The sequence below is a fragment of the Fictibacillus iocasae genome, assembly GCF_042665465.1.
Classification (GTDB): domain Bacteria; phylum Bacillota; class Bacilli; order Bacillales; family Fictibacillaceae; genus Fictibacillus; species Fictibacillus iocasae.
Window position 1 is genome coordinate 75,916 of the sequence record NZ_JBHTCP010000051.1, and the last position, 19,513, is coordinate 95,428.

General features: G+C 45.6%; 18 protein-coding genes and 1 other annotated feature. Of the genes, 12 read left to right on the top strand and 6 right to left on the bottom strand.

The features are described from left to right. Positions 1-82: 82 nt before the first annotated feature. Positions 83-655, bottom strand: a complete 573-nt coding sequence (gene mnmM / locus ACFQPF_RS16805) for a tRNA 5-(aminomethyl)-2-thiouridylate-methyltransferase MnmM (protein ID WP_379751092.1) — start codon at positions 653-655, stop codon at positions 83-85. Next, positions 656-1,621, bottom strand: coding sequence for a tRNA modification radical SAM protein MnmL/YtqA (gene mnmL, locus ACFQPF_RS16810; RefSeq protein WP_379751094.1), 966 nt, complete (start codon positions 1,619-1,621; stop codon positions 656-658). Positions 1,622-1,775: 154 nt separating this feature from the next. Here mnmL and ACFQPF_RS16815 point away from each other — a divergent pair, with 154 nt between their 5' ends. The 6 genes from ACFQPF_RS16815 to ACFQPF_RS16840 all read left to right on the top strand — a co-directional run bounded on the left by ACFQPF_RS16815 (position 1,776) and on the right by ACFQPF_RS16840 (position 9,404). Continuing rightward, positions 1,776-2,978, top strand: coding sequence for an MDR family MFS transporter (locus ACFQPF_RS16815; protein WP_379751304.1), 1,203 nt, complete (start codon positions 1,776-1,778; stop codon positions 2,976-2,978). Between the two features lie 26 nt (positions 2,979-3,004). Further along, positions 3,005-3,670 (top strand): site-2 protease family protein, encoded by a 666-nt coding sequence (locus tag ACFQPF_RS16820; protein WP_379751096.1) that lies wholly within the window; start codon positions 3,005-3,007, stop codon positions 3,668-3,670. Between the two features lie 86 nt (positions 3,671-3,756). After that, positions 3,757-3,991, top strand: a binding site (T-box leader). Positions 3,992-4,039: 48 nt separating this feature from the next. After that, positions 4,040-6,460 carry a leucine--tRNA ligase gene (leuS, locus tag ACFQPF_RS16825; protein WP_379751098.1) on the top strand — a complete coding sequence of 807 codons (2,421 nt, stop codon included), beginning with the start codon at positions 4,040-4,042 and terminating at the stop codon, positions 6,458-6,460. A 12-nt stretch (positions 6,461-6,472) separates the two neighbouring features. After that, positions 6,473-6,775, top strand: coding sequence for a rhodanese-like domain-containing protein (locus ACFQPF_RS16830; protein WP_379751100.1), 303 nt, complete (start codon positions 6,473-6,475; stop codon positions 6,773-6,775). A 323-nt stretch (positions 6,776-7,098) separates the two neighbouring features. After that, the gene (locus ACFQPF_RS16835; RefSeq protein ID WP_379751102.1) at positions 7,099-9,024 is read left to right on the top strand and encodes a putative bifunctional diguanylate cyclase/phosphodiesterase; all 1,926 of its coding nucleotides are present in this window, start codon (positions 7,099-7,101) and stop codon (positions 9,022-9,024) included. A 185-nt stretch (positions 9,025-9,209) separates the two neighbouring features. Beyond that, the gene (locus ACFQPF_RS16840; RefSeq protein ID WP_379751104.1) at positions 9,210-9,404 is read left to right on the top strand and encodes a sporulation protein Cse60; all 195 of its coding nucleotides are present in this window, start codon (positions 9,210-9,212) and stop codon (positions 9,402-9,404) included. 29 nt (positions 9,405-9,433) lie between these two features. Here the strand turns inward: ACFQPF_RS16840 and ACFQPF_RS16845 are convergent, their stop codons facing one another. Next, complete coding sequence (locus ACFQPF_RS16845; RefSeq protein ID WP_379751106.1) at positions 9,434-10,705, bottom strand: BaiN/RdsA family NAD(P)/FAD-dependent oxidoreductase; 1,272 nt, start codon at positions 10,703-10,705, stop codon at positions 9,434-9,436. Between the two features lie 169 nt (positions 10,706-10,874). On the opposite strand from ACFQPF_RS16845, the gene ACFQPF_RS16850 reads away from it, so the two are divergent. Beyond that, entirely contained in the window at positions 10,875-12,515 is a 1,641-nt protein-coding gene (locus ACFQPF_RS16850) for a putative polysaccharide biosynthesis protein (RefSeq protein ID WP_379751108.1), read from the top strand. Between the two features lie 74 nt (positions 12,516-12,589). On the opposite strand, the gene ACFQPF_RS16855 is transcribed toward ACFQPF_RS16850, so the two are convergent. Then, positions 12,590-13,027: a DUF6884 domain-containing protein gene (locus tag ACFQPF_RS16855; RefSeq protein WP_379751110.1), complete on the bottom strand. Its 438-nt coding sequence runs from the start codon at positions 13,025-13,027 to the stop codon at positions 12,590-12,592. Positions 13,028-13,125: 98 nt separating this feature from the next. Here ACFQPF_RS16855 and ACFQPF_RS16860 point away from each other — a divergent pair, with 98 nt between their 5' ends. Together ACFQPF_RS16860 and ACFQPF_RS16865 are read left to right on the top strand one after the other, a co-directional pair. Beyond that, complete coding sequence (locus ACFQPF_RS16860) at positions 13,126-13,851, top strand: pseudouridine synthase (protein ID WP_379751112.1); 726 nt, start codon at positions 13,126-13,128, stop codon at positions 13,849-13,851. 40 nt (positions 13,852-13,891) lie between these two features. Beyond that, positions 13,892-14,506, top strand: a complete 615-nt coding sequence (locus ACFQPF_RS16865; protein ID WP_379751114.1) for a PRC-barrel domain-containing protein — start codon at positions 13,892-13,894, stop codon at positions 14,504-14,506. Positions 14,507-14,577: 71 nt separating this feature from the next. Here the strand turns inward: ACFQPF_RS16865 and ACFQPF_RS16870 are convergent, their stop codons facing one another. Further along, entirely contained in the window at positions 14,578-14,796 is a 219-nt protein-coding gene (locus tag ACFQPF_RS16870) for a DeoR family transcriptional regulator (protein ID WP_094252405.1), read from the bottom strand. A gap of 405 nt (positions 14,797-15,201) precedes the next feature. Here ACFQPF_RS16870 and pepV point away from each other — a divergent pair, with 405 nt between their 5' ends. Continuing rightward, complete coding sequence (gene pepV / locus ACFQPF_RS16875) at positions 15,202-16,596, top strand: dipeptidase PepV (RefSeq protein ID WP_379751116.1); 1,395 nt, start codon at positions 15,202-15,204, stop codon at positions 16,594-16,596. 35 nt (positions 16,597-16,631) lie between these two features. Next, positions 16,632-17,813 (top strand): MFS transporter, encoded by a 1,182-nt coding sequence (locus ACFQPF_RS16880; protein ID WP_379751118.1) that lies wholly within the window; start codon positions 16,632-16,634, stop codon positions 17,811-17,813. Positions 17,814-17,883: 70 nt separating this feature from the next. Here the strand turns inward: ACFQPF_RS16880 and cysK are convergent, their stop codons facing one another. After that, complete coding sequence (gene cysK / locus ACFQPF_RS16885) at positions 17,884-18,816, bottom strand: cysteine synthase A (RefSeq protein ID WP_379751120.1); 933 nt, start codon at positions 18,814-18,816, stop codon at positions 17,884-17,886. 126 nt (positions 18,817-18,942) lie between these two features. Here cysK and thpR point away from each other — a divergent pair, with 126 nt between their 5' ends. Beyond that, on the top strand, positions 18,943-19,506 hold the full coding sequence (gene thpR, locus ACFQPF_RS16890) for an RNA 2',3'-cyclic phosphodiesterase (protein ID WP_379751122.1): 564 nt from the start codon (positions 18,943-18,945) through the stop codon (positions 19,504-19,506). Positions 19,507-19,513 lie beyond the last annotated feature (7 nt).

Below are 19,513 nucleotides of genomic sequence, written 5' to 3' on the forward strand. Positions count from 1 at the left end.
TTTATAAAATAACAAAAGCTGACTAGGGCGTTTTGACAAACGCATTAGACAGCTTTTGTTGTTCCTATGAAACATCAAGTGTTTATCTCTTTTCAATCGCGACAATAAACGGCGGTGAGTTTTTTTGATTGATGAATTGGTACTGCAGCACGTGTGCTTGCTTTTGATCTAGAGAAGATACGAAAGACATCACCTCTTCTTTTTCGACCTTTCCTTCCTCATGTCCATGATAGATGACGAGTACAATTATGCCGCCATTTCTCATGAGGGCGAGCAGCTGCGTGATTGCTTCAATGGTCGAGTGTCCCGCGGTTGTGATCTCTTTATCCCCTCCGGGCAGATAACCGAGATTAAACACCGCTCCAGCCAATTGCCCAGTGAGGTCAGAAGGAATTCGGTTCCCAAGCTCACTGTGGCTGCAATGAAAAAAAGTAACATTCTCATGTGTTCCGTGTTCAGCAAGTCGTCGCGCAGCGTTCTCTATCGCCTTAGCCTGAACGTCAAAAGCATATACATGCCCTTTTGCACCGACAAGGTTGGAAAGAAACAACGTGTCATGGCCGTTTCCGCAAGTCGCGTCTATGATTATGTCGCCATCTCCCGCCGCTTTGGCCAAAAGTTCTCGAGCGAATGGCAGGATACCGGATACGTTCATTTACCTCACCTTATCCTTTTCTGCGCAGAAGTACTTGCCTTGAAAGCTGCTGCGCCGCTTCAGTTCGTCTTCGATTGCATTCAGCACGCTCCATTTATTGCTGCTCCACATTGGTCCAATCAATAAATCCTGCGGTCCGTCACCTGTGAGTCTATGAATCATCATCTGAGGTGGAAGGATCTCAAGCTGGTCGCAAACGATTTTAATATATGAATCAAAATCGAGGAACTCTACAAGACCTTGTTCATATTGCTTGACCATCGGCGTTTTCTTGAGCAGGTGCAGCAGGTGGATCTTGATGCCCTGCACATCAAGTTTAGAAACTTCTTTCGCCGTCTCCATCATCATCTCGGGTGTTTCAAGCGGAAGGCCGTTTATGATATGAGCACATACAGAAATGCCATGCTTTCGGAGCTTCTTCACACCTTGCACATACACCTCATAATCATGTGCCCGGTTAATGAGCTGTGCCGTCCGTTCATGGACGGTTTGCAGGCCGAGCTCCACCCATAAGTACGTACGTTTATTCAATTCTGCTAAATACTCGACCACGTCGTCCGGCAGGCAGTCAGGTCTGGTGGCGATGGAAAGCCCCACCACATCCTCTTGTTCAAGAACGGTCTCATACAGTTCTTTTAATTTTTCGACCGGTGCATAGGTATTGGAAAACGCTTGGAAATACCCGATATATTTCCCTTTTTTCCATTTTCGGTTCATGCGTTTCTTAACAGTTTCAAACTGGGTGATGATATCGTCACGGCGGTCGCCGGCAAAATCGCCTGAACCGCTCTGTGAACAGAACGTACAGCCGCCGTATGCCGCTTTACCGTCACGGTTCGGGCAGTCGAACCCGCCATCGAGTGTAATTTTGATAATTTTTTCCCCAAAGTGCTGTTTCAAATGTTCGTTCCATGTATAGTAAGGTTTGCCGCCAAAGTGTGCTGGCTGTTCTTGTAAATGAACCATAGGTAAGACTCCTTTCAATGATGCTATACAGCACCATATTGCATTGTAGCATGTACAGAAATTTGCTGACAAACTCTCCTCGGTAAACAAAAATTGTAATCTTTCACAAAACATTCTACAATACTTAAGGAGCAAGGAGGAACAGCTTATGAAAATGCCGGCTCGTGTTTGGCTTCTTATTATTGGTATGGTTTTAAATGTTACTGGCTCGTCATTTTTATGGCCGGTCAACACCATTTTTATGGTCAATCACCTTGATCAGACACTGACAGCAGCGGGAGTTGTCCTGATGCTTAACGCAGGGGCAGGAATACTCGGAAACTTGATTGGCGGCACAATGTTTGACCGGTTTGGCGGCTACCGCACAATTCTTGGCGGTGTGTCCATCACGTTAGTCTGTTCTGTCCTGTTAATCTTTTTTCATTCTTTCTACATCTATGCGATTCTATTATTCGTGATTGGCTTCAGCACAGGCATCACATTTCCATCGATGTATGCGATGGCGGGAACGATTTGGAAAGAAGGAGGAAGAAAGGCTTTTAATGCCATTTATATCGCGCAGAATGCCGGAGTGGCGGGCGGAGCTGCGCTTGGTGGGATGGCCGCCTCCTATTCTTTTACTCTTTCATTTATATGCAACGCCGCGTTGCTGGCTTCGTTCTTCATGCTCGTCCTTTTCAGCTTTAAAAACATGGACGGGGACAGGGCTGTTGCACCTGCTGCGGAATCTATCAGAAAAGAGTCTGCCTCATTGATAAAACAGCGCGGCTTTCAAGCATTGCTGTTATTGTGTACAGGATATTTCTTTGCCTGGATCGCTTATGCCCAGTGGCCGTCCTCTATCGCTGCCCATACACAGGAGATGGGGATCAGTGTGAAGCTCTACAGCCTGCTTTGGACGGTAAACGGAGCGCTGATCGTTCTTGGCCAGCCTATCGTTAATCCGTTGCTGCGTCGCTTTATTCCATCGATAAAGGCTCAGATGATGGTTGGTTACACCATCTTTATTGTCTCCTTTCTTGTCATCGCGGAGGCAGCGAGCTTTTCTGGTTTTCTGGCAGGAATGATTATACTGACCATTGGAGAAATGCTTGTTTGGCCAGGCATACCTTCCATTGCTGCAGAGCTTGCTCCAGCAGGAAGAGCTGGATTTTACCAGGGAGTCGTCAACAGCACCGCGACGGCAGGCCGGATGATCGCGCCGCTATTCGGCGGTCTTCTCGTCGACCATTTCAATATTGCCGTATTGTTTTATGTATTAATGCTGTTCTTGTTGATTTCTTTTGTGCTCACACAGCAGTATGACCGCAAGCTATTAAATAAGGCGACAATCTCTGTCAGTGAAATCAAACAATAGACTACGAATAAAGAGGAGACGGACTATTGGATGGGTTTTTTAGATTTTCATTAGAAGAACTGCCATTTATTATTATTTCACTTGTCGTCGCTTTTACGGTCCACGAATGGGCGCATGCGTATACAGCCTACAAATGCGGCGACAATACCGCAAAGAACCAAGGACGGTTAACGTTTAATCCAGCTGCGCACATTGATCCGCTCGGTGCGCTACTCATCTTAATCGTCGGTTTTGGATGGGCGCGTCCTGTCCCGGTTGACAGAAGGAACTTCAAAAGGCCGCATTTGTACAGCATTCTTGTATCGGCTGCCGGTCCGCTAAGCAACCTGCTGATCGCCTTATTTACTTATGTGCTGCTCTTTGTTTTTGATGCGACGTCCTTGATTCCCTTATCTGGAAAAGGAGCTGAATTTGTTTCGTCACTGCTCGGAACAATGCTGCAGCTGAATATCGTGCTCTTCTTGTTTAACCTTCTTCCTTTTCCGCCGCTTGACGGGTACCGTATTTTAGAAGATTTAGCTCCCGACCGTATCCGGACGAAAATGATGCGCTATGAATCTTACGGCGCCATCTTGTTCTTGGTGATTGTCTTGACACCGCTTGATCAGTACGTGATTTACCCTATTTTTGATATGGGCGTTCCATTTGTTATTAACACGCTTTACAAAATCATCTCGCCGCTGTTTATGTAGAACGATTTCAGGCGAAAATAAATGCAAGGTGTCCTTGACAATTGTAGGAATGCTTCATACAATACAAATTAACATCATAATTTTAATGAATAACGATGATCAGGAAGCAGTAGCAAGCGAAAAGGGTGTAGAGAGTTGGCGGAAGGTGCAAGCCAATCCCAAATTCGTATGTGAACTCATCCTTTAGTTGCGGGCGTGAACTAACAGTAAGGCCTGCCGTATGCCGCGTTAAGGCTTATCATGAGTGAGCGCTGAACGTAGCGTTAATCAGGGTGGTACCGCGGAACATGTGTATGTTATTCACAGCCTTTCGTCCCTAATTTTTAGTTTAGGGGCGGAAGGCTTTTTATATTTTAAGGAGGAAAAATCATGTATTACAACCACAAAAAGATCGAGAAAAAATGGCAGTCCTATTGGGAAGACCATAAAACGTTCAAAACAGAAGACGAGATTGGTAAAAAGAAATTCTACGCCTTGGATATGTTTCCTTATCCATCTGGTGCCGGTCTTCACGTAGGGCACCCGGAAGGCTATACGGCAACAGATATCCTGTCCCGCATGAAGCGCATGCAAGGCTATAACGTCCTTCATCCAATGGGCTGGGACGCCTTCGGACTTCCTGCTGAGCAGTACGCGCTTGATACGGGGAACGATCCAGCGGAATTCACTGAACAGAACATCAACACGTTCCGCCGCCAGATCAAAGAGCTAGGCTTCTCGTATGACTGGGACCGCGAAGTGAACACGACTGATCCTGATTATTACAAATGGACACAGTGGATCTTCCTTCAGCTTTATAAAAAAGGTTTGGCTTATGTGGCAGAAGTGCCAGTAAACTGGTGTGAAGCTCTCGGCACGGTGCTCGCGAACGAGGAAGTCATCGATGGCAAAAGTGAACGCGGCGGGCACCCGGTCGTGCGTAAGCCGATGAAACAATGGATGCTGAAAATTACGGAATACGCAGACCGCTTGCTTGAGGATCTTGAAGAGCTTGACTGGCCGGAAAGCTTGAAAGACATGCAGCGCAACTGGATTGGACGATCTGAAGGTGCTGAAGTCACGTTTGAGGTAGACAGTCACAATGAAAAAGTTACCGTATTCACGACACGTCCGGATACTTTATATGGTGCGACATACTTAGTGCTTGCTCCAGAAAGCGCAATGGTTAGTGCAATCGTGACAGAAGAACAGCGCGGTGCGGTTGAAGCGTATCAAAAGCAGGTTGAAACGAAGTCAGACCTAGAACGCACTGAGCTTGCGAAGGAAAAAAGCGGTGTGTTCACGGGTGCATATGCGATTCACCCTGTTACGGGCGATAAGCTGCCAATCTGGATCGCTGATTATGTGCTCGCGAGCTACGGCACAGGAGCGATCATGGCGGTTCCAGCTCACGATGAGCGTGACCACGAATTTGCCGTGAAATTCCAGCTTCCGATCGTTGAAGTCGTGGAAGGCGGCAATGTGCATGAAGCGGCATACTCAGGCGACGGATCACATGTGAATTCAGACTTCTTAAACGGTCTTGGTAAAACAGAAGCGATCGAAAAGATGAACGAGTGGCTAGAGTCTAATGGTAAAGGTGAGAAGAAAGTAACTTACCGTTTGCGTGACTGGCTGTTCTCGCGCCAGCGCTACTGGGGCGAACCGATTCCGATCATTCACTGGGAAGACGGCACGATGACAGCAGTGAAGGAAGAAGAACTTCCGCTCGTATTGCCCCCGATGAAGAACATCAAGCCATCAGGCACAGGCGAATCGCCGCTTGCCAACTTGCCAGAGTGGGTGAACGTGACAGATCCGGAAACAGGGAAAAAAGGACGCCGTGAAACAAACACGATGCCGCAATGGGGAGGAAGCTGCTGGTATTACCTTCGTTATATCGATCCGACAAACAGCGAAGCGTTAGCAGATCCTGAAAAACTAAAGCATTGGCTGCCTGTGGATATTTATATCGGCGGTGCTGAACATGCGGTTCTTCACCTTCTATATGCTCGTTTCTGGCATAAAGTGCTTTACGATTTGGGTGTTGTTCCTACAAAAGAACCGTTCCAGCGCTTGTTCAACCAAGGGATGATTCTCGGTGAAGGAAACGAGAAAATGAGCAAATCCAAAGGCAACGTCGTGAACCCGGATGAAATCGTCGCCTCGCACGGTGCCGATACGCTTCGTTTATATGAGATGTTCATGGGACCGCTAGACGCGTCGATTGCATGGAGCACGACAGGACTTGACGGAGCACGCCGCTTCTTGGACCGCGTGTGGCGCTTGTTCGTGACAGAAGGAGAAGAAAAGCTTCACAGCCACATAAAAAATGCAGCAGGATCAGAAGCTTTCGAACGCACGTACCATCAAACAGTGAAAAAGGTAACAGAGGATTTCGAAGCCCTTCGCTTCAACACCGCCATCTCTCAAATGATGGTGTTCGTGAACGAAGCGAACAAGCAGGACGTCCTTCCTAAATCCATGATGGAAGGCTTCGTCAAGCTGCTTGCTCCAATCGCTCCTCACATGGGTGAAGAACTATGGGAGAAGCTCGGACACAGCGGCACAGTCGCTTACGAAACATGGCCAGCTTGGGATGAAGCAAAACTAGTGCAAAACGAGGTAGAAATCGTCGTGCAAGTAAACGGAAAGCTTAAAACAAAACTCACCATCTCAGCAGACCTCGGAAAAGACGAAATGGAAAAAGCGGCTTTAGAGGAAGAAACAGTCCAAGCCGGTATTGAAGGAAAGACCATTCGCAAAGTAGTCGTTGTTCCAGGAAAACTTGTCAATATCGTCGCCAACTAAGGAGGAAGAAACATGGAACTACAAATCATCTCACCAGAAGAAGTGAAACAACTGATTAAAGAAGGTAAAGACATTTCACTGATCGATGTTCGCGAAGACGAAGAAGTGGCAGAAGGGAAGATTCCACAAGCCGTTCATATCAAGATGGGTGAAATTCCAGACCGTCTTAGTGAAATCAATAAGGATAAAGAGCACATCATCATCTGCCGATCAGGACGCCGCAGTGAAAATGTCTCTCTATTCCTTTTGGACCAAGGCTATAAAGTAAAAAACATGGAAGGAGGCATGCTCGCCTACGGAGATCATAACAGCTGATTCTAACTGAAGGAAAAAGAAGGATGCCCATTCCGGGGATCCTTCTTTTTGTGTCTGCAAGACTTTCCCTAAGGGGTCCGGTACACATCAAGGTTTCCAAGATACCGAAGGTCATCATCTCGGTACCGTACCTCAGGTAGACAACAGAGAACATGTTCGCCCTCGCTTCGCCAAGAAGCAAACCAGACAAAATCATTATCAGTCTGAACCCAATTAAACAACCAAACCTTCTTTTGCATCCCCGTAACCCTTGCACATCCACTAAATTAAACAAGTCAATACATCTGCCGATAGTAATGTATAACAATTTTTCGGAGGCTACCATGAATGCTTATTTGCCAGACAAAATAAAGTGGTTTGCAGGAATAGCCTTCCTATACGGCTTACATATAGCAGTCGAGGTCGGACTGCTGCCTACGATAAGCAGGCAGGCGGAAATCTTGCTGAATCTTGTGACGATGCTTCTTATTTTCGTTATGCTGTACATGATGCTGAAAAAGAAGAACGATTCACTGGAGAGTTTGAAGAATGAAATCAAGCTGCATAAAGAAACACATGAAGAACTAAAGGTAAACCGAGAGCGTCTGCAAAATATCTTTGACAGCATTGATGTGGCGATTTGGTCACATAACCTTCAAACGGACAAGCTGATGATTTCGCCAGGAATTGAAAAGCTGTATGGCATTTCGATGAACCAATTTTTTACCGATGTTCAATTGTGGCGAAAAGTGATACATGAAGATGATGCGCCTGTCATTGAAGAAAGAGCTAAAAAGATCGCGAACGGTGAAATTGTTACGAGCGAATACCGCATCATTCGTCCGAACGGAGATATCCGCTGGATTCAGGACAGAGGTATCCCGTTTTTAGATGCTGACAACCGCTTAATCGAATTTCATTCCGTTCTTTTTGATATCACTCCCCGAAAGCAATCTGAACAAACGATTAACCAGCTCGCTTTTTTTGACGAACTAACGGGTCTTCCTAACTTGACTGGTTTTATGAAACGCATTGAAGCGAAGTTGATCGAGGCACGCATCTTGAAAAAAAGCGTCAACATCCTTCTTCTGGATTTGGACCGGTTTAAGGTCGTGAACGATACCTTGGGCCACAGTTTTGGAGACAGGCTCCTGCAGCAAGTCGCAAAGCTTTTAAAGAAGGCAGTCGGTGAGGCAGGAGAAGTTTTCAGGCGCGGTGGTGACGAATTTATCATTATTCTTGAGCATACAGAAAGCGAAATCCTCAACAACACGACAAGTATGATCATCGATTCGTTTAAGTCACCTTTTTTTCTTGGAGGACAGGAGATGTATTCCTCTCCGAGCATTGGGATCAGTGTCTTTCCTGAACACGGAGAAGACGTGGAAACCCTTCTCAAAAATGCGGATTCTGCTCTTTATCTGGCAAAGGAAAGAGGGAGAAACAATAGCCAGTTTTTTTCAGACCATTTAAACGAACGGGTCAAAAAGAAGCTTCAAGTCGAACACGGTCTTCATAAAGCAATAGAAAATAAAGAATTTAAACTAGTCTATCAGCCGCAATTTGAGCTTTCGACAGGGAAAGTGATCGGAGCGGAAGCACTGCTCAGATGGGAACACCCAAAAGAAGGCTTGATTTCACCGGTAGAGTTTATTCCAGTGGCAGAAGAAACAGGATTAATTCTTCCAATCGGAGAGTGGGTCGTTCAAGAAGCATGCCGCCAAACAAAGGTTTGGCATGACAAAGGCTATGAAGGGCTGCTTGTTGCGGTAAATATTTCAGCTAAACAGCTTATTGACGGAGCGTTTATTAGAATTATTGAAGCGGCACTTAACGATAACGGACTAAAGCCGGATAACCTGGAGTTGGAGATCACAGAAAGCACGATGCAGAACATTGATGAAACATTGCCGGTACTCAACAAGCTGAGAGAAATGGGAGTTTCCATTTCAATTGACGATTTTGGAACAGGCTACTCCTCGCTTTCCTATTTAATGCATCTGCCTGTTAATACGCTTAAGATCGATAAAATGTTTGTAGATGACATAGGCTCCAGCCCTAAAGGCGATGCCATTGTCAGGACGATCATTAACATGGGACAAAATCTAGGATTTAATGTCATTGCTGAAGGCATAGAGCTTGCTGAACAGGTCGAATATCTGATGAGTCAGGGCTGTCAGCAAGGACAAGGTTATTTCTTTAGCAAACCGCTGGATCCAGCCGTAATTGAACAGGAATTTCTAACAAAAAAACCACAGCAGGTTGGATGATGGATCCTGCTAAACGAATAGACTATTTCAAACAGGCTGTTAAGGCAAGGTTACAGCCTGTTTTTATATTTCCTCAATATTTTCTAAGAGGACGCGAATGGGCCACAATTCGTCAAAACCTCCTCATTTCTGTCAAAGGAAAGCAGTCACCTGCTCAAGAATAATAGGTGAAAGGGGGGCTGTCTATGTGGAAGGTGAAATTGTTTGATGAGGATCATGAACAAGATCTAGAAGCGGAGATCAATGCATTTCTGGAAGACGAGCCTAATTTAGATATAAAAGAGATACAATTTGAGACATCAATCTGCTGCTGTGATGAAGAGGATACGATCTACTCTTACTCTGCTTTAATTTTATATAAAAAAAGACAGGACCGCTGAAGTTTGATCAGCAGGTCCTGTTTTACCTTCTAATGAGCTGTTCCCGCAAACATTGCGGCGTTCGTCCCTGCCAAGTGGCCGGTAACAAAAGCGACCGTGATGTTGTAGCCCCCTGTGTAGCCGTGCAAGTCCAATACTTCACCGCAGAAGTAAAGCCCTTCTTGCTTCTTTGATGCCATCGTTTTAGGATCGACTTCTTTTACTGTTACTCCACCTCCTGTTACGAAAGCTTTTTCAATCGACAAGGTGCCGTACACCGAAAACGAGAACGATTTGATCTGTTTTACAAAAGATCGGATCAGCTGTTTTGAGAGCTGATCCGCAGCAGTAGAAGGATCGATTTCCGCCTTTTGCAGCAAGAAGAGAAGATATCGCTCCGGCAGAAGATTTCTTAAAATGTTTTTTACTGCTTTTTTGGGTTCTTCTGCAAGAAGTGTGTTAACGTGCTGAAAAAGGTTTTCTTCATTCATTTCCGGGAAACAGTCAACACGCATCTCGATCGAGTCTGTTCCGAATTTTTTCAGCGCTTTTACTACATACTGGCTGCACCTAAGGACTGCTGGGCCAGAAATTCCAAAATGGGTGAACAGCATGTCTCCCTTATGTGCTTTAATCAGCTTTCCTTTAGGGTTCCAAACAGAAAGCTCAATGTTACGAAGTGCCAGACCTTGCATCTCCTTGCTTTTGACGAACGGTTCGTTGGAGACGATCGGTACTTCAGTCGGATACAGCTCTGTGATCGTATGGCCGGCTTTTTCTGCCCAAGCGTACCCGTCACCGGTAGATCCGGTATGCGGGACGGACTTACCGCCTGAAGCGATCACGATGGAACGGGTTCGGAGCACATCACCGCTTCTCAGTTCCACGCTTTCCACTGCTCCGTCTTGATAATGGATGGTTTTAACAGGAGCATTTGTGCGGATCGTGATGCCAAGTGACTTGATCTTTTCAAGTAGAGCGTTCACCACATCCTTTGCCTTATTCGAGACAGGAAACATTCTTCCATTATCTTCTTCCTTCAGCTGTATGCCCAATTCTTCAAAGAAGGTTATGATGTCTTCATTATTGAATAAAGAGAACGCGCTATATAAAAAACGGCCGTTTCCGGGAATGTGCTTAATGATTTCTTCAACGGGCAGGCGGTTAGTTACATTGCAGCGTCCGCCGCCAGAGATGGCCAGCTTCCGTCCGAGCTGATCGCCCTTATCGAGCAAGAGTACGCTAGCTCCTTGTGATGCGGCTGCCACACTAGCCATAAGCCCAGAAGGTCCGCCGCCGATAATAATACAATCGTACTTCATGGTAAAAATCCCAACTTTCATTTTAGTAAGAGCAATACAACGATAGCACAAACGGTGAAAAATGTCCGCACCCCTGGCGGATAAGAACAGGCTAAAAAACAGGTTGGATGTGGAGGGATTGTGTTACAATACTAATATTGTTTAACTGGATGAAGTAGGAGATGAAAGAATGTCTCGTTTGTTAAGAGGAACATTGATTTTAACTGCCGCTACTTTTTTCTCAAAGTTTATCGGCCTGATTTATATTATACCGTTTACTGCACTCGTTCATGAAGGCGGGATCGCACTCTATGGATACGCGTATAATCCGTATACGATTTTGCTCAGCATTTCAACAATGGGCATTCCGCTCGCTGTTTCGAAATTCGTTTCGAAGTATAACGCCATGGGAGATTATGAGACAGGGAGGAGGCTGTTAAAATCCGGCCTGCTAATCATGACCTTGACCGGAACCGCTGCGTTCTTGCTGCTGTACAGCAGCGCGCCGTTTCTAGCGGGAAAGATCATCGTGAAGCACGGTGAGAACGGCAACTCGCTAGAAGATATTATTTTCGTGATTCGAATGGTCAGCACGGCACTCATAATCGTTCCTTCGATGAGCTTGATACGCGGCTATTTTCAAGGGTTTCAATCGATGGGACCGACTGCTGTCTCACAGGTTGTCGAACAGATTGTCCGAATCGTCTTTATTTTGATCGGCGCCTGGGTGATCATGAACGTGCTTGATGGTACAACCACTCAAGCTGTCGGGCTAGCTACCTTTGCTGCCACTCTTGGAGCGATTGCAGGTCTCATCGTGCTGCTCTGGTATTGGAAAAAGCGCAGCCCGCACTTAAAGAAAATGTACGCAGAGAATAAAACGAACTCTAACGTATCACTTGCTGCGATGTATAAAGAAACAGTCGCTTATGCGATTCCTTTCGTCGCAGTGGGACTGGCTATTCCGATCTATCAGATGGTGGATCAGTTCACGATTGTGAACGTGCTTGTTGATAAAGCGGGATACACCCCGGCAAAAGCTGAATCGGTTTTCGCGATCATCACACAGATCGTCCATAAGCTTGTGATGATTCCCGTTTCTTTGGCCACTGCGCTCGCACTGACACTCATTCCGGTCATTACACAGTCTTATGTACAAAATAATAGAGAGGCACTCAATAAGCAAATCACCCAGACGTTTCAAATGGTGCTGTTCTTGACAATGCCTGCAGCGATCGGTCTTTCTGTTCTTGGTGTCCCTTCTTATGGAGCCCTGTTTGGAACAAAGAGTATGGAGTTTGGCGGATATTTTCTTGAATGGTATGCACCTACTGCTATTTTGTTCGCACTGTTTTCAGTGACAGCGGCCATCATGCAAGGATTGAACAAACAGAAATTTGCCTTCGTCAGCCTGATGCTCGGTTTTGGAGTGAAGGTTTTGCTGAACGCACCGCTGCTTGCCTTATTCGAAGGGATTGGATCCATCGTCGCTACGAACATAGGATTTACGGTTTCTTTTATTTTCAATCTTTATATCATTAGAAAGTACGGAGGGTTTTCCTATAAATGGGTGTTTAGAAGAACGGTATTGATGCTCATTTTTGCGATTGCTATGGCGTTAAGTACGCTTGGAGTCAAAAACGGACTCGAATCGTTTTATGGAGCGGAATACAGCAGGATAGAAACAATGCTTACGCTTGCGGCTGGAATCATTGCAGGAGGAGCGGTTTACTTGTTCTTGAGCTATCGTTCGGGCCTGATGAACATCGTTCTCGGAGAGAAGTTTTCCTTTATAGGAAAGCGCGGGAAAAAAGAAAAGCAGCATGAGTAAGTAAAGGATTCAGCCTCATTTGGCGCGAAAGAAATAGAGGGTGTCTCCTGCACGCTGCAGGAGACACCCTCTGTTCATTTTTTGTTTGCAGCATGTTGATCATCATACCATTTCAGCTGCTTCCCTATGCTGTAACCTTCAAGCGGCACTTCATAGGCATACCCGGCTTCTTTGAGGACAGGCTCGAGAAACTCTCGGTAAACCCAGCCGCCATGAAGGTGGATTTCTGTCGTCCGCGGCGGGGCGAATTCTTGCAGCTTTTCCACAACTTTAGCTGCCCACGCTCTTTTTTCACTCGGTGAAAAAGATTTAATGGTTACATTGTAAGGCTCAATAAACTGTTTTTTTGTTAGCAATCCGTGCTTGGCGCTGTAAAAAAAGTAATCATCATAATTCCCCTCGGCGTAGCTTAAGGATTTCTGAAAAAGCGGGCTTATGTATAGGTCCTTCGCTTCAGCCGGGTGCGGCAATTTTTTTCGGGCAGTTGCCAGCAGGCCGATCTTTTTCTTCATTGCGATTCCTCCTATAGTACTAAAATACCCGTTTACATGGAAATAAATCAAATTTTTAGAAAAAATATAGGTAATTATTCATTGTGGGGAGATATGACATGAGACTCGATAAATGGCTTTCTAATTCAGGGTTTGGCTCAAGAAAGGAAGTAAAGCAGCTGATTAAAGGCGGCGCTGTAACGATCAACGGCATAACAGTGAAAGACGGAAAGAAACAGGCTGTCCCTCAAGCTGATAAAGTGGCTGTTCATGGCGAGGAAATCGTTTACCGTGAATTCATTTATTTGATGATGAACAAGCCAGACGGTGTGATCTCGGCTACAGAGGATAATTTTCATGAAACGGTCGTTGACTTGATAGCGGAAGAATATAAGCAGTTTGACCCATTTCCGGTAGGGCGGCTTGATATCGATACGGAAGGTTTGCTGCTGCTGACGAATGACGGACAGCTTTCTCATTCTTTGCTTTCTCCGAAAAAGCATGTACCAAAAACCTATTTTGCTGAAATCAGCGGTGCTGTGACGGAAGAGGATGTACAGTCCTTTGCAGAAGGGGTAGAGCTTGATGACGGTTATGTGACAAAGCCAGGCATCCTGAACATACTCGAAGTGAGTGACAATGAATCGAAGATAACGATCACCATATCCGAAGGGAAATTTCATCAAGTTAAACGCATGTTTCTGGCTGTAGGAAAAAAAGTGGAGTACCTAAAGCGTATGAAGATGGGAACCTTGGAGCTTGATCCGTCTTTGCAGCCAGGAGAATATAGAGAACTTTCAGAAGCAGAGCTTGAAATGCTTCGATCAAGCGGTGTTTCTCTATAAACAGGAAAGGGTAACCTCCTAATAAAAAGGAGACACACTCATGCTGAAAATATCAGAACTTATCGGAATGAAAATTAAGCATGCAGAATTAGGAAATACAGAACACAAAGTAGACGACGTCGTCTTTAGGGAGGATAACACTTCAATCAGCTATCTTATCTACCATGTTGATACGATGAAGAATGATAAGGGCAGACCGCTTAATGACGGCCTCATAAACAAAGCAGGCACATGGGTCACGGGTATGAATGATTCCAACCTTCCGTCAGCCGGAATGATTGACGAGCAGGATTTCTCAGCCGCGCAAAAGGACACCTATTATGTGCCTTGGCCGGAAATTGAGAAAATGGAAGAGGAAACCGTTATCTATAAAGGCAGCGAACGCCAAAAATCTCTTGATGTATCGGGAACGTCTTGGCAAAGCTATAAAGGGCTGAAGGTTATTCATCCTGATGGAAAAGATCTTGGCGAGATAACGGATGGTGTCCTGAATGTGAACAGTGGTAAAATTGAAGGTTGGATTGTTACCGGCGGCTTTTGGAAACAGTTGATGGGAGAGGGAACGAAGACCATTCAGCTTGATGGCAAGCCGAACTGGGCCGCACAGGAATGGAGGCTGCAATCTGAGCCTGAGACGCTGATGCAAAAGCAATAACCGTGCCATCGTTCTTGGTCCAATTAAAAGAAAACCCAGCCTGACAGCAGGCTGGGTTATTTATTATTGATTTAAGATACTTTCACTTTCTTAGCGGTAGCTTCCCAAAGCCCTCTTCCCGGGCTATTGACAAGCTTGTTGTACGCAAGCACGTTCAAATCTCTCTGGATGGTCCGTTGTGTTGTTCCAAATTCTTCAACTAATTCTCGTGTTGTGACTGTTCCATTCTTGCGAATAAAAAGATACATTGCTTTTACACGATTCAGCATCCTGTCAGTTGAAGGACTCAAAAAACCACTCCTTATTGATAAATTACAATGCTTATTAACCATTTTACTCATGTAATATGAAATAAGTATGAAGTGCATTTTACAATAATGTTAAGTTTTCTGAAAACACAAAAAGCGAAGATTCGTTTAAAGAATTCTCCGCTGCGCAGGCCTGTTTGAGTAAAAATTCATGCTGTCTGTAATGGAATAAGTGAAACGGCAACGCAGCTTTAGTGCATACTGTTGTACGTAAAAACTCTAGCCCCGTATACCCACACCTCCTATTTACGGGATAGTATACTATATAGGCTGAAATTTGGCAAGATATATCTATAGGTTGTGATTGGGTTTTGCACAGCCGATATTTCATGTAGAATAGGAAGAGAATTTACATATTCGCTGTACTTGCAGGAAGGAGCTCTACACATGCAACATGTTAACTGGAAAGAAGAGGTATTAAAACGCAAAGAAGAATTGCTGCACGATACGCAAAAGCTGCTTCAAATAAAAAGCTTGCTGGACGAGGAAAAGAAAAGCGAGGGTGCGCCTTTCGGACCGAACGTGAAAGAGGCACTCGATTTTATGCTGAATCTTGGAGAAAAGAGCGGGATGACAGCCAAAAATTTGGACGGATTTGCAGGGCATCTGGAAATCGGTGAAGGAGAAGACTTGATCGGCATTCTCTGCCATGTAGATGTTGTCCCAGAGGGTGACGGATGGTCAGTTGATCCATTTGGCGGAGAAATAAAAGATGGTAAAATTTTTGCTCGCGGAGCCATCGATGATAAAGGGCCGACGATGGCTGCGTTCTATGGAATGAAGATTATTCAGGAGCTTAAGCTTCCGCTTTCTAAGCGCGTAAGGATGATCATCGGGGCAGACGAGGAAAGTGACTGGAGATGCGTAGATCATTATTTCAAGCATGAAGAGATGCCGATCATGGGATTTGCACCGGATGCGGATTTTCCGATCATTAACGCAGAAAAAGGCATTATTGACGTTTTGCTGACGAAGCCCGTTTCTGATGGTGGAGAAGGCTTGCTCTCCTTCATCTCCGGCAGACGTTTGAACATGGTGCCTGACGCTGCAGAAGCCTCGGTTACCGTTTCAGATTCAGGGATTGTAATCGATGATTTTATGTCGTTTCTGTCACAGGAAAAGCTGCATGGAAAAGGTGAAATTAGAGGAGACGTCGTCCATCTGCTGTTAGAAGGCGTGTCTGCACATGGCAGCACACCAGAAGAAGGGGTGAATGCAGGAACGATGCTTGCTGCGTTCCTTTCACGTTTTTCCTTTGATGGTGCGGGCGGTGAATTTCTCCAATTGATTTCTGAGGGTCTAAATGGTGATCACTATGGTCTCCATCTTGGTATTTCTGCTGAAGATGAAGCGAGCGGAAAGCTTACGGTAAACCCAGGAATCATGGAATACTCTAAAGAAAAAGCGACAGTCGGGCTCAATATCCGTTTTCCTGTAACACATAAAGGGGAGCAAACCATTCACCAGCTTGAAGAAAGTGTGAAAGAGGCAGGGTGGGCTGTGACAGTCAAAGAAAATAAAGCGCCAAATTATGTAGAAGAAAGTCATGTTCTCATTCAGACACTGAAAAAGGTGTATAAGGAGCAGACTGGAAAAGAGGGGGAACTGATTGCGATAGGCGGGGGCACGTATGCTCGTGCGCTTAATTCCGGAGTTGCTTTTGGAGCGCTTTTCCCAGGAAGAAAAGATGTCGCTCACCAAAAGGATGAGCATATGTTTGTGGAGGACTTGTTTGAAGCGGCAGCTATTTATGCCCATGCGATTTACGAATTGGCTAAATAGCCATTTCATTATACAGAGAGAAGGGGCATGACATCGTGGTGGAGAACAGAGGAACGTCCTTGAATATGAAATTGTTTTATTTGCTTGTGTTTTTTTCGTTCGGCAGTTTGTTTCCGCTGCTGGGTGTTTATTTTAAAGATACGGGCTTGTCTGGAACGGAGATTGGCACACTGCTGTCGATTAGTCCTGTCGTGATGATTTTTGCACAGCCGTTATGGGGAATGATTACAGATTATACCCAGCGTCCGAGAGGGATTCTGGCATGCAGTCTCTTGCTGACATCGTTGTTAGGATTTGCCGTTATGTATCTGAACGACTATGTTTGGCTTATTCTGCTGTTGATCGTGTTTTCGTTCTTTCAAAGTGCCATTGTACCCGTATCAGACAGCATTCTTCTGAATTATGTTCACAGAACAGGCAAAGAGTATGGCAATTACCGGCTGTATGGTGCGATTGGATTTGCGGTGAGTGTGCTCATCGTCGGCAAGCTGTCAGAGGCTGCTGGCCTTCAGGCTATTTTCTTTTCATTTTCAGGTGCCCTGCTGCTGACGCTCTTTCTTGTAAGAGCGATGCCGCGCGAGAATCAGCGGCTGCAAGGAAACCTTCGTTCTGGCATCAAACAGCTTGCGAAAATGCCTCCTTTCATGCTTTTTCTGCTGTCTGTGTTTTTAGTGTTCGGCCCGATTTTTGCGAATAATTTTTATTTTGGCTTCTACATTCAGGAAATCGGCGGCACGTTAACAGGGGTAGGCATCGCCTTCCTTTTATCAGCAGGGAGCGAGGCGCCTTTCATGAAGTTTGCGGGAGGCGCATTCAGGAAGTGGGGCATCATGCCTATTATGATGTTTGCTTCGTTTCTTTCTGCGGCTAGGTGGACGTTCTACTTTTTTGAGCCCTCGCTTGCGGTAGTGATGGCAACAACGGTCGTACAGGGCTTCAGTGTCGGACTGTTCATTCCAGCCGCGATGGAATATTTGCGGAATCATACACCTTCTGAAGCAAGGGCGACAGCCGTTGCTCTTTATACAGCGATCGGAAATGGCGTTGGTTCATGGTTCTGCACAATCATTGGCGGCATGCTGATCGATTCTTATTCCATATTTGCTACGTATCTATTTTTTGGGATCATGTCGATTGCCGGTTTTCTCATCCTTTTGGTGCTGCATAAAATGCCGCAGCAAAAGGCAGCACCTTCCACCATCATCGTATCAAAGTAAAAAACTGCCCTATTCCGTCAACTTCGGAATAGGGCAGTTTTTACATGGTTTCGTACCGGACAACTGATGGTTATGAAAACTGAAAAAGGTCAGAAGACAGATAGCGTTCTCCTGAGTCGCACGTGATGCAGATTACCACTTCTCCTTTTTTTCTTCTGGCCGCAATTTTTAATGCCGCATAAACAGAAGCACCAGAGGATGGGCCAACAAGGATGCCTTCTTCGGCCGCAAGCCGTCGTGTGATCGTGTAGGCGTCATCATCTTCAATACGCAGAATCTCGTCATACACACTCGTATTGAGAATAGGAGGCACGAAACCGGGGCTGGTGCCGACTAGCTTATGCTTGCCAGGCTTGCCTCCGGATAGGACAGGAGAACCTGCAGGCTCCACGACATGTACAGTTAAATCAGGGAACCAATCCTTCAGCATCTCGCCCGTTCCCGTGATCGTTCCGCCCGTACCAGCTGGAGCGACGAAGGCAGTAAAAGAAAGGCCGATCTCGTTAGCCGCCTCTTTGATCTCAACAGCTGTAGTATGGCGGTGTGCATCCGGGTTCGCATGATTTTCGAACTGCATCGGGATGAAGCTGCCTGGAATTCTTGCGGCTAGTTCCTTAGCTTTTTGAATGGCACCTGGCATTTTTTCGTCGCCTGGTGTCAGAACGACCTTAGATCCGTATGCTTTTAATAAACTGATGCGCTCTTCTGTCATCGTATCAGGCATCACGATAATGGATCGATACCCGCGGGCTGCACAGTTCATGGCGAGCCCGATGCCAGTGTTGCCGGAAGTTGGTTCAATGATGACAGAATCGGGAGTCAAGAGACCGGCTTTCTCTGCTTGTAAGATCATGTTGTAAGCTGCCCTGTCTTTCAGGCTTCGGCTCGGATTAAAATATTCTAGTTTCACATAGACATCTGCGCCATTCGGATCGGGGAGCTTGTTCAGCCTCACGAAAGGGGTGTTACCGATCAAATCGGCCATGTTTTCCACGACTTTCATAATAGGACCTGCCTTTTTAGTTTAGAAAAGTTTGTTTTAGTATAACAAAGAATAATGGGCGAGGAAATGAATCCATTTTGTGGATTACTCTGTTAAAATAACGATAATGAAAGCTGAGGCGTGAAAATGGACAGACATGTATTTTTGGCATTGCCGCTGACACTGCACGTGAAAGAAGAGCTCTTCCAGCTAAGCGAACGGATAAAACGTACAATCGCTATGAGTAAATGGGTGCATCCGCAAGACTATCATCTGACTCTTGTATTCTTAGGAAAAGCGGATGATAAAAAGCTGGAGAAGCTTTCTTCGCTGATTATGAACCATGTTTCTTGCAAGCCTTTCATGCTTAGAATTCAATGTTTAGGAAGCTATGGCAGGCCGATGCAGCCGCGAATCCTTTGGGCGGGAATAGAAAAGAACGCGGCACTAGAATGCTTGCAGTCACAGCTAGCGGAGCTGTGCAGAAAAAGCGGTTTTCAGATAGAAGAGAGGCCCTTTTCTCCACACATCACGCTGGCAAGAACGTATGATCCTGAAGCAGAGCCGCTGTTGAAGACGGTGAATGAATTATGGCCGATTCCTGAAAAAGTGATCGCAGCACCGGCAAATCATTTCGTTCTGTTTGAGACGGTATTGGGCAAAGAACCAAAGTATCATGTTATGAAAACGTACCCGTTAAAAAATAGTTAGGAGAATC

Coding starts and splice junctions, on each gene's coding strand:
- mnmM (WP_379751092.1), bottom strand. CDS start 655: ATGAACGTATCCGGTATCCTGCCATTCGCTCGAGAACTTTTGGCCAAA.
- mnmL (WP_379751094.1), bottom strand. CDS start 1,621: ATGGTTCATTTACAAGAACAGCCAGCACACTTTGGCGGCAAACCTTAC.
- ACFQPF_RS16815 (WP_379751304.1), top strand. CDS start 1,776: ATGCCGGCTCGTGTTTGGCTTCTTATTATTGGTATGGTTTTAAATGTT.
- leuS (WP_379751098.1), top strand. CDS start 4,040: ATGTATTACAACCACAAAAAGATCGAGAAAAAATGGCAGTCCTATTGG.
- ACFQPF_RS16830 (WP_379751100.1), top strand. CDS start 6,473: ATGGAACTACAAATCATCTCACCAGAAGAAGTGAAACAACTGATTAAA.
- ACFQPF_RS16835 (WP_379751102.1), top strand. CDS start 7,099: ATGAATGCTTATTTGCCAGACAAAATAAAGTGGTTTGCAGGAATAGCC.
- ACFQPF_RS16840 (WP_379751104.1), top strand. CDS start 9,210: ATGTGGAAGGTGAAATTGTTTGATGAGGATCATGAACAAGATCTAGAA.
- ACFQPF_RS16845 (WP_379751106.1), bottom strand. CDS start 10,705: ATGAAGTACGATTGTATTATTATCGGCGGCGGACCTTCTGGGCTTATG.
- ACFQPF_RS16850 (WP_379751108.1), top strand. CDS start 10,875: ATGTCTCGTTTGTTAAGAGGAACATTGATTTTAACTGCCGCTACTTTT.
- ACFQPF_RS16855 (WP_379751110.1), bottom strand. CDS start 13,027: ATGAAGAAAAAGATCGGCCTGCTGGCAACTGCCCGAAAAAAATTGCCG.
- ACFQPF_RS16860 (WP_379751112.1), top strand. CDS start 13,126: ATGAGACTCGATAAATGGCTTTCTAATTCAGGGTTTGGCTCAAGAAAG.
- ACFQPF_RS16865 (WP_379751114.1), top strand. CDS start 13,892: ATGCTGAAAATATCAGAACTTATCGGAATGAAAATTAAGCATGCAGAA.
- pepV (WP_379751116.1), top strand. CDS start 15,202: ATGCAACATGTTAACTGGAAAGAAGAGGTATTAAAACGCAAAGAAGAA.
- cysK (WP_379751120.1), bottom strand. CDS start 18,816: ATGAAAGTCGTGGAAAACATGGCCGATTTGATCGGTAACACCCCTTTC.
- thpR (WP_379751122.1), top strand. CDS start 18,943: ATGGACAGACATGTATTTTTGGCATTGCCGCTGACACTGCACGTGAAA.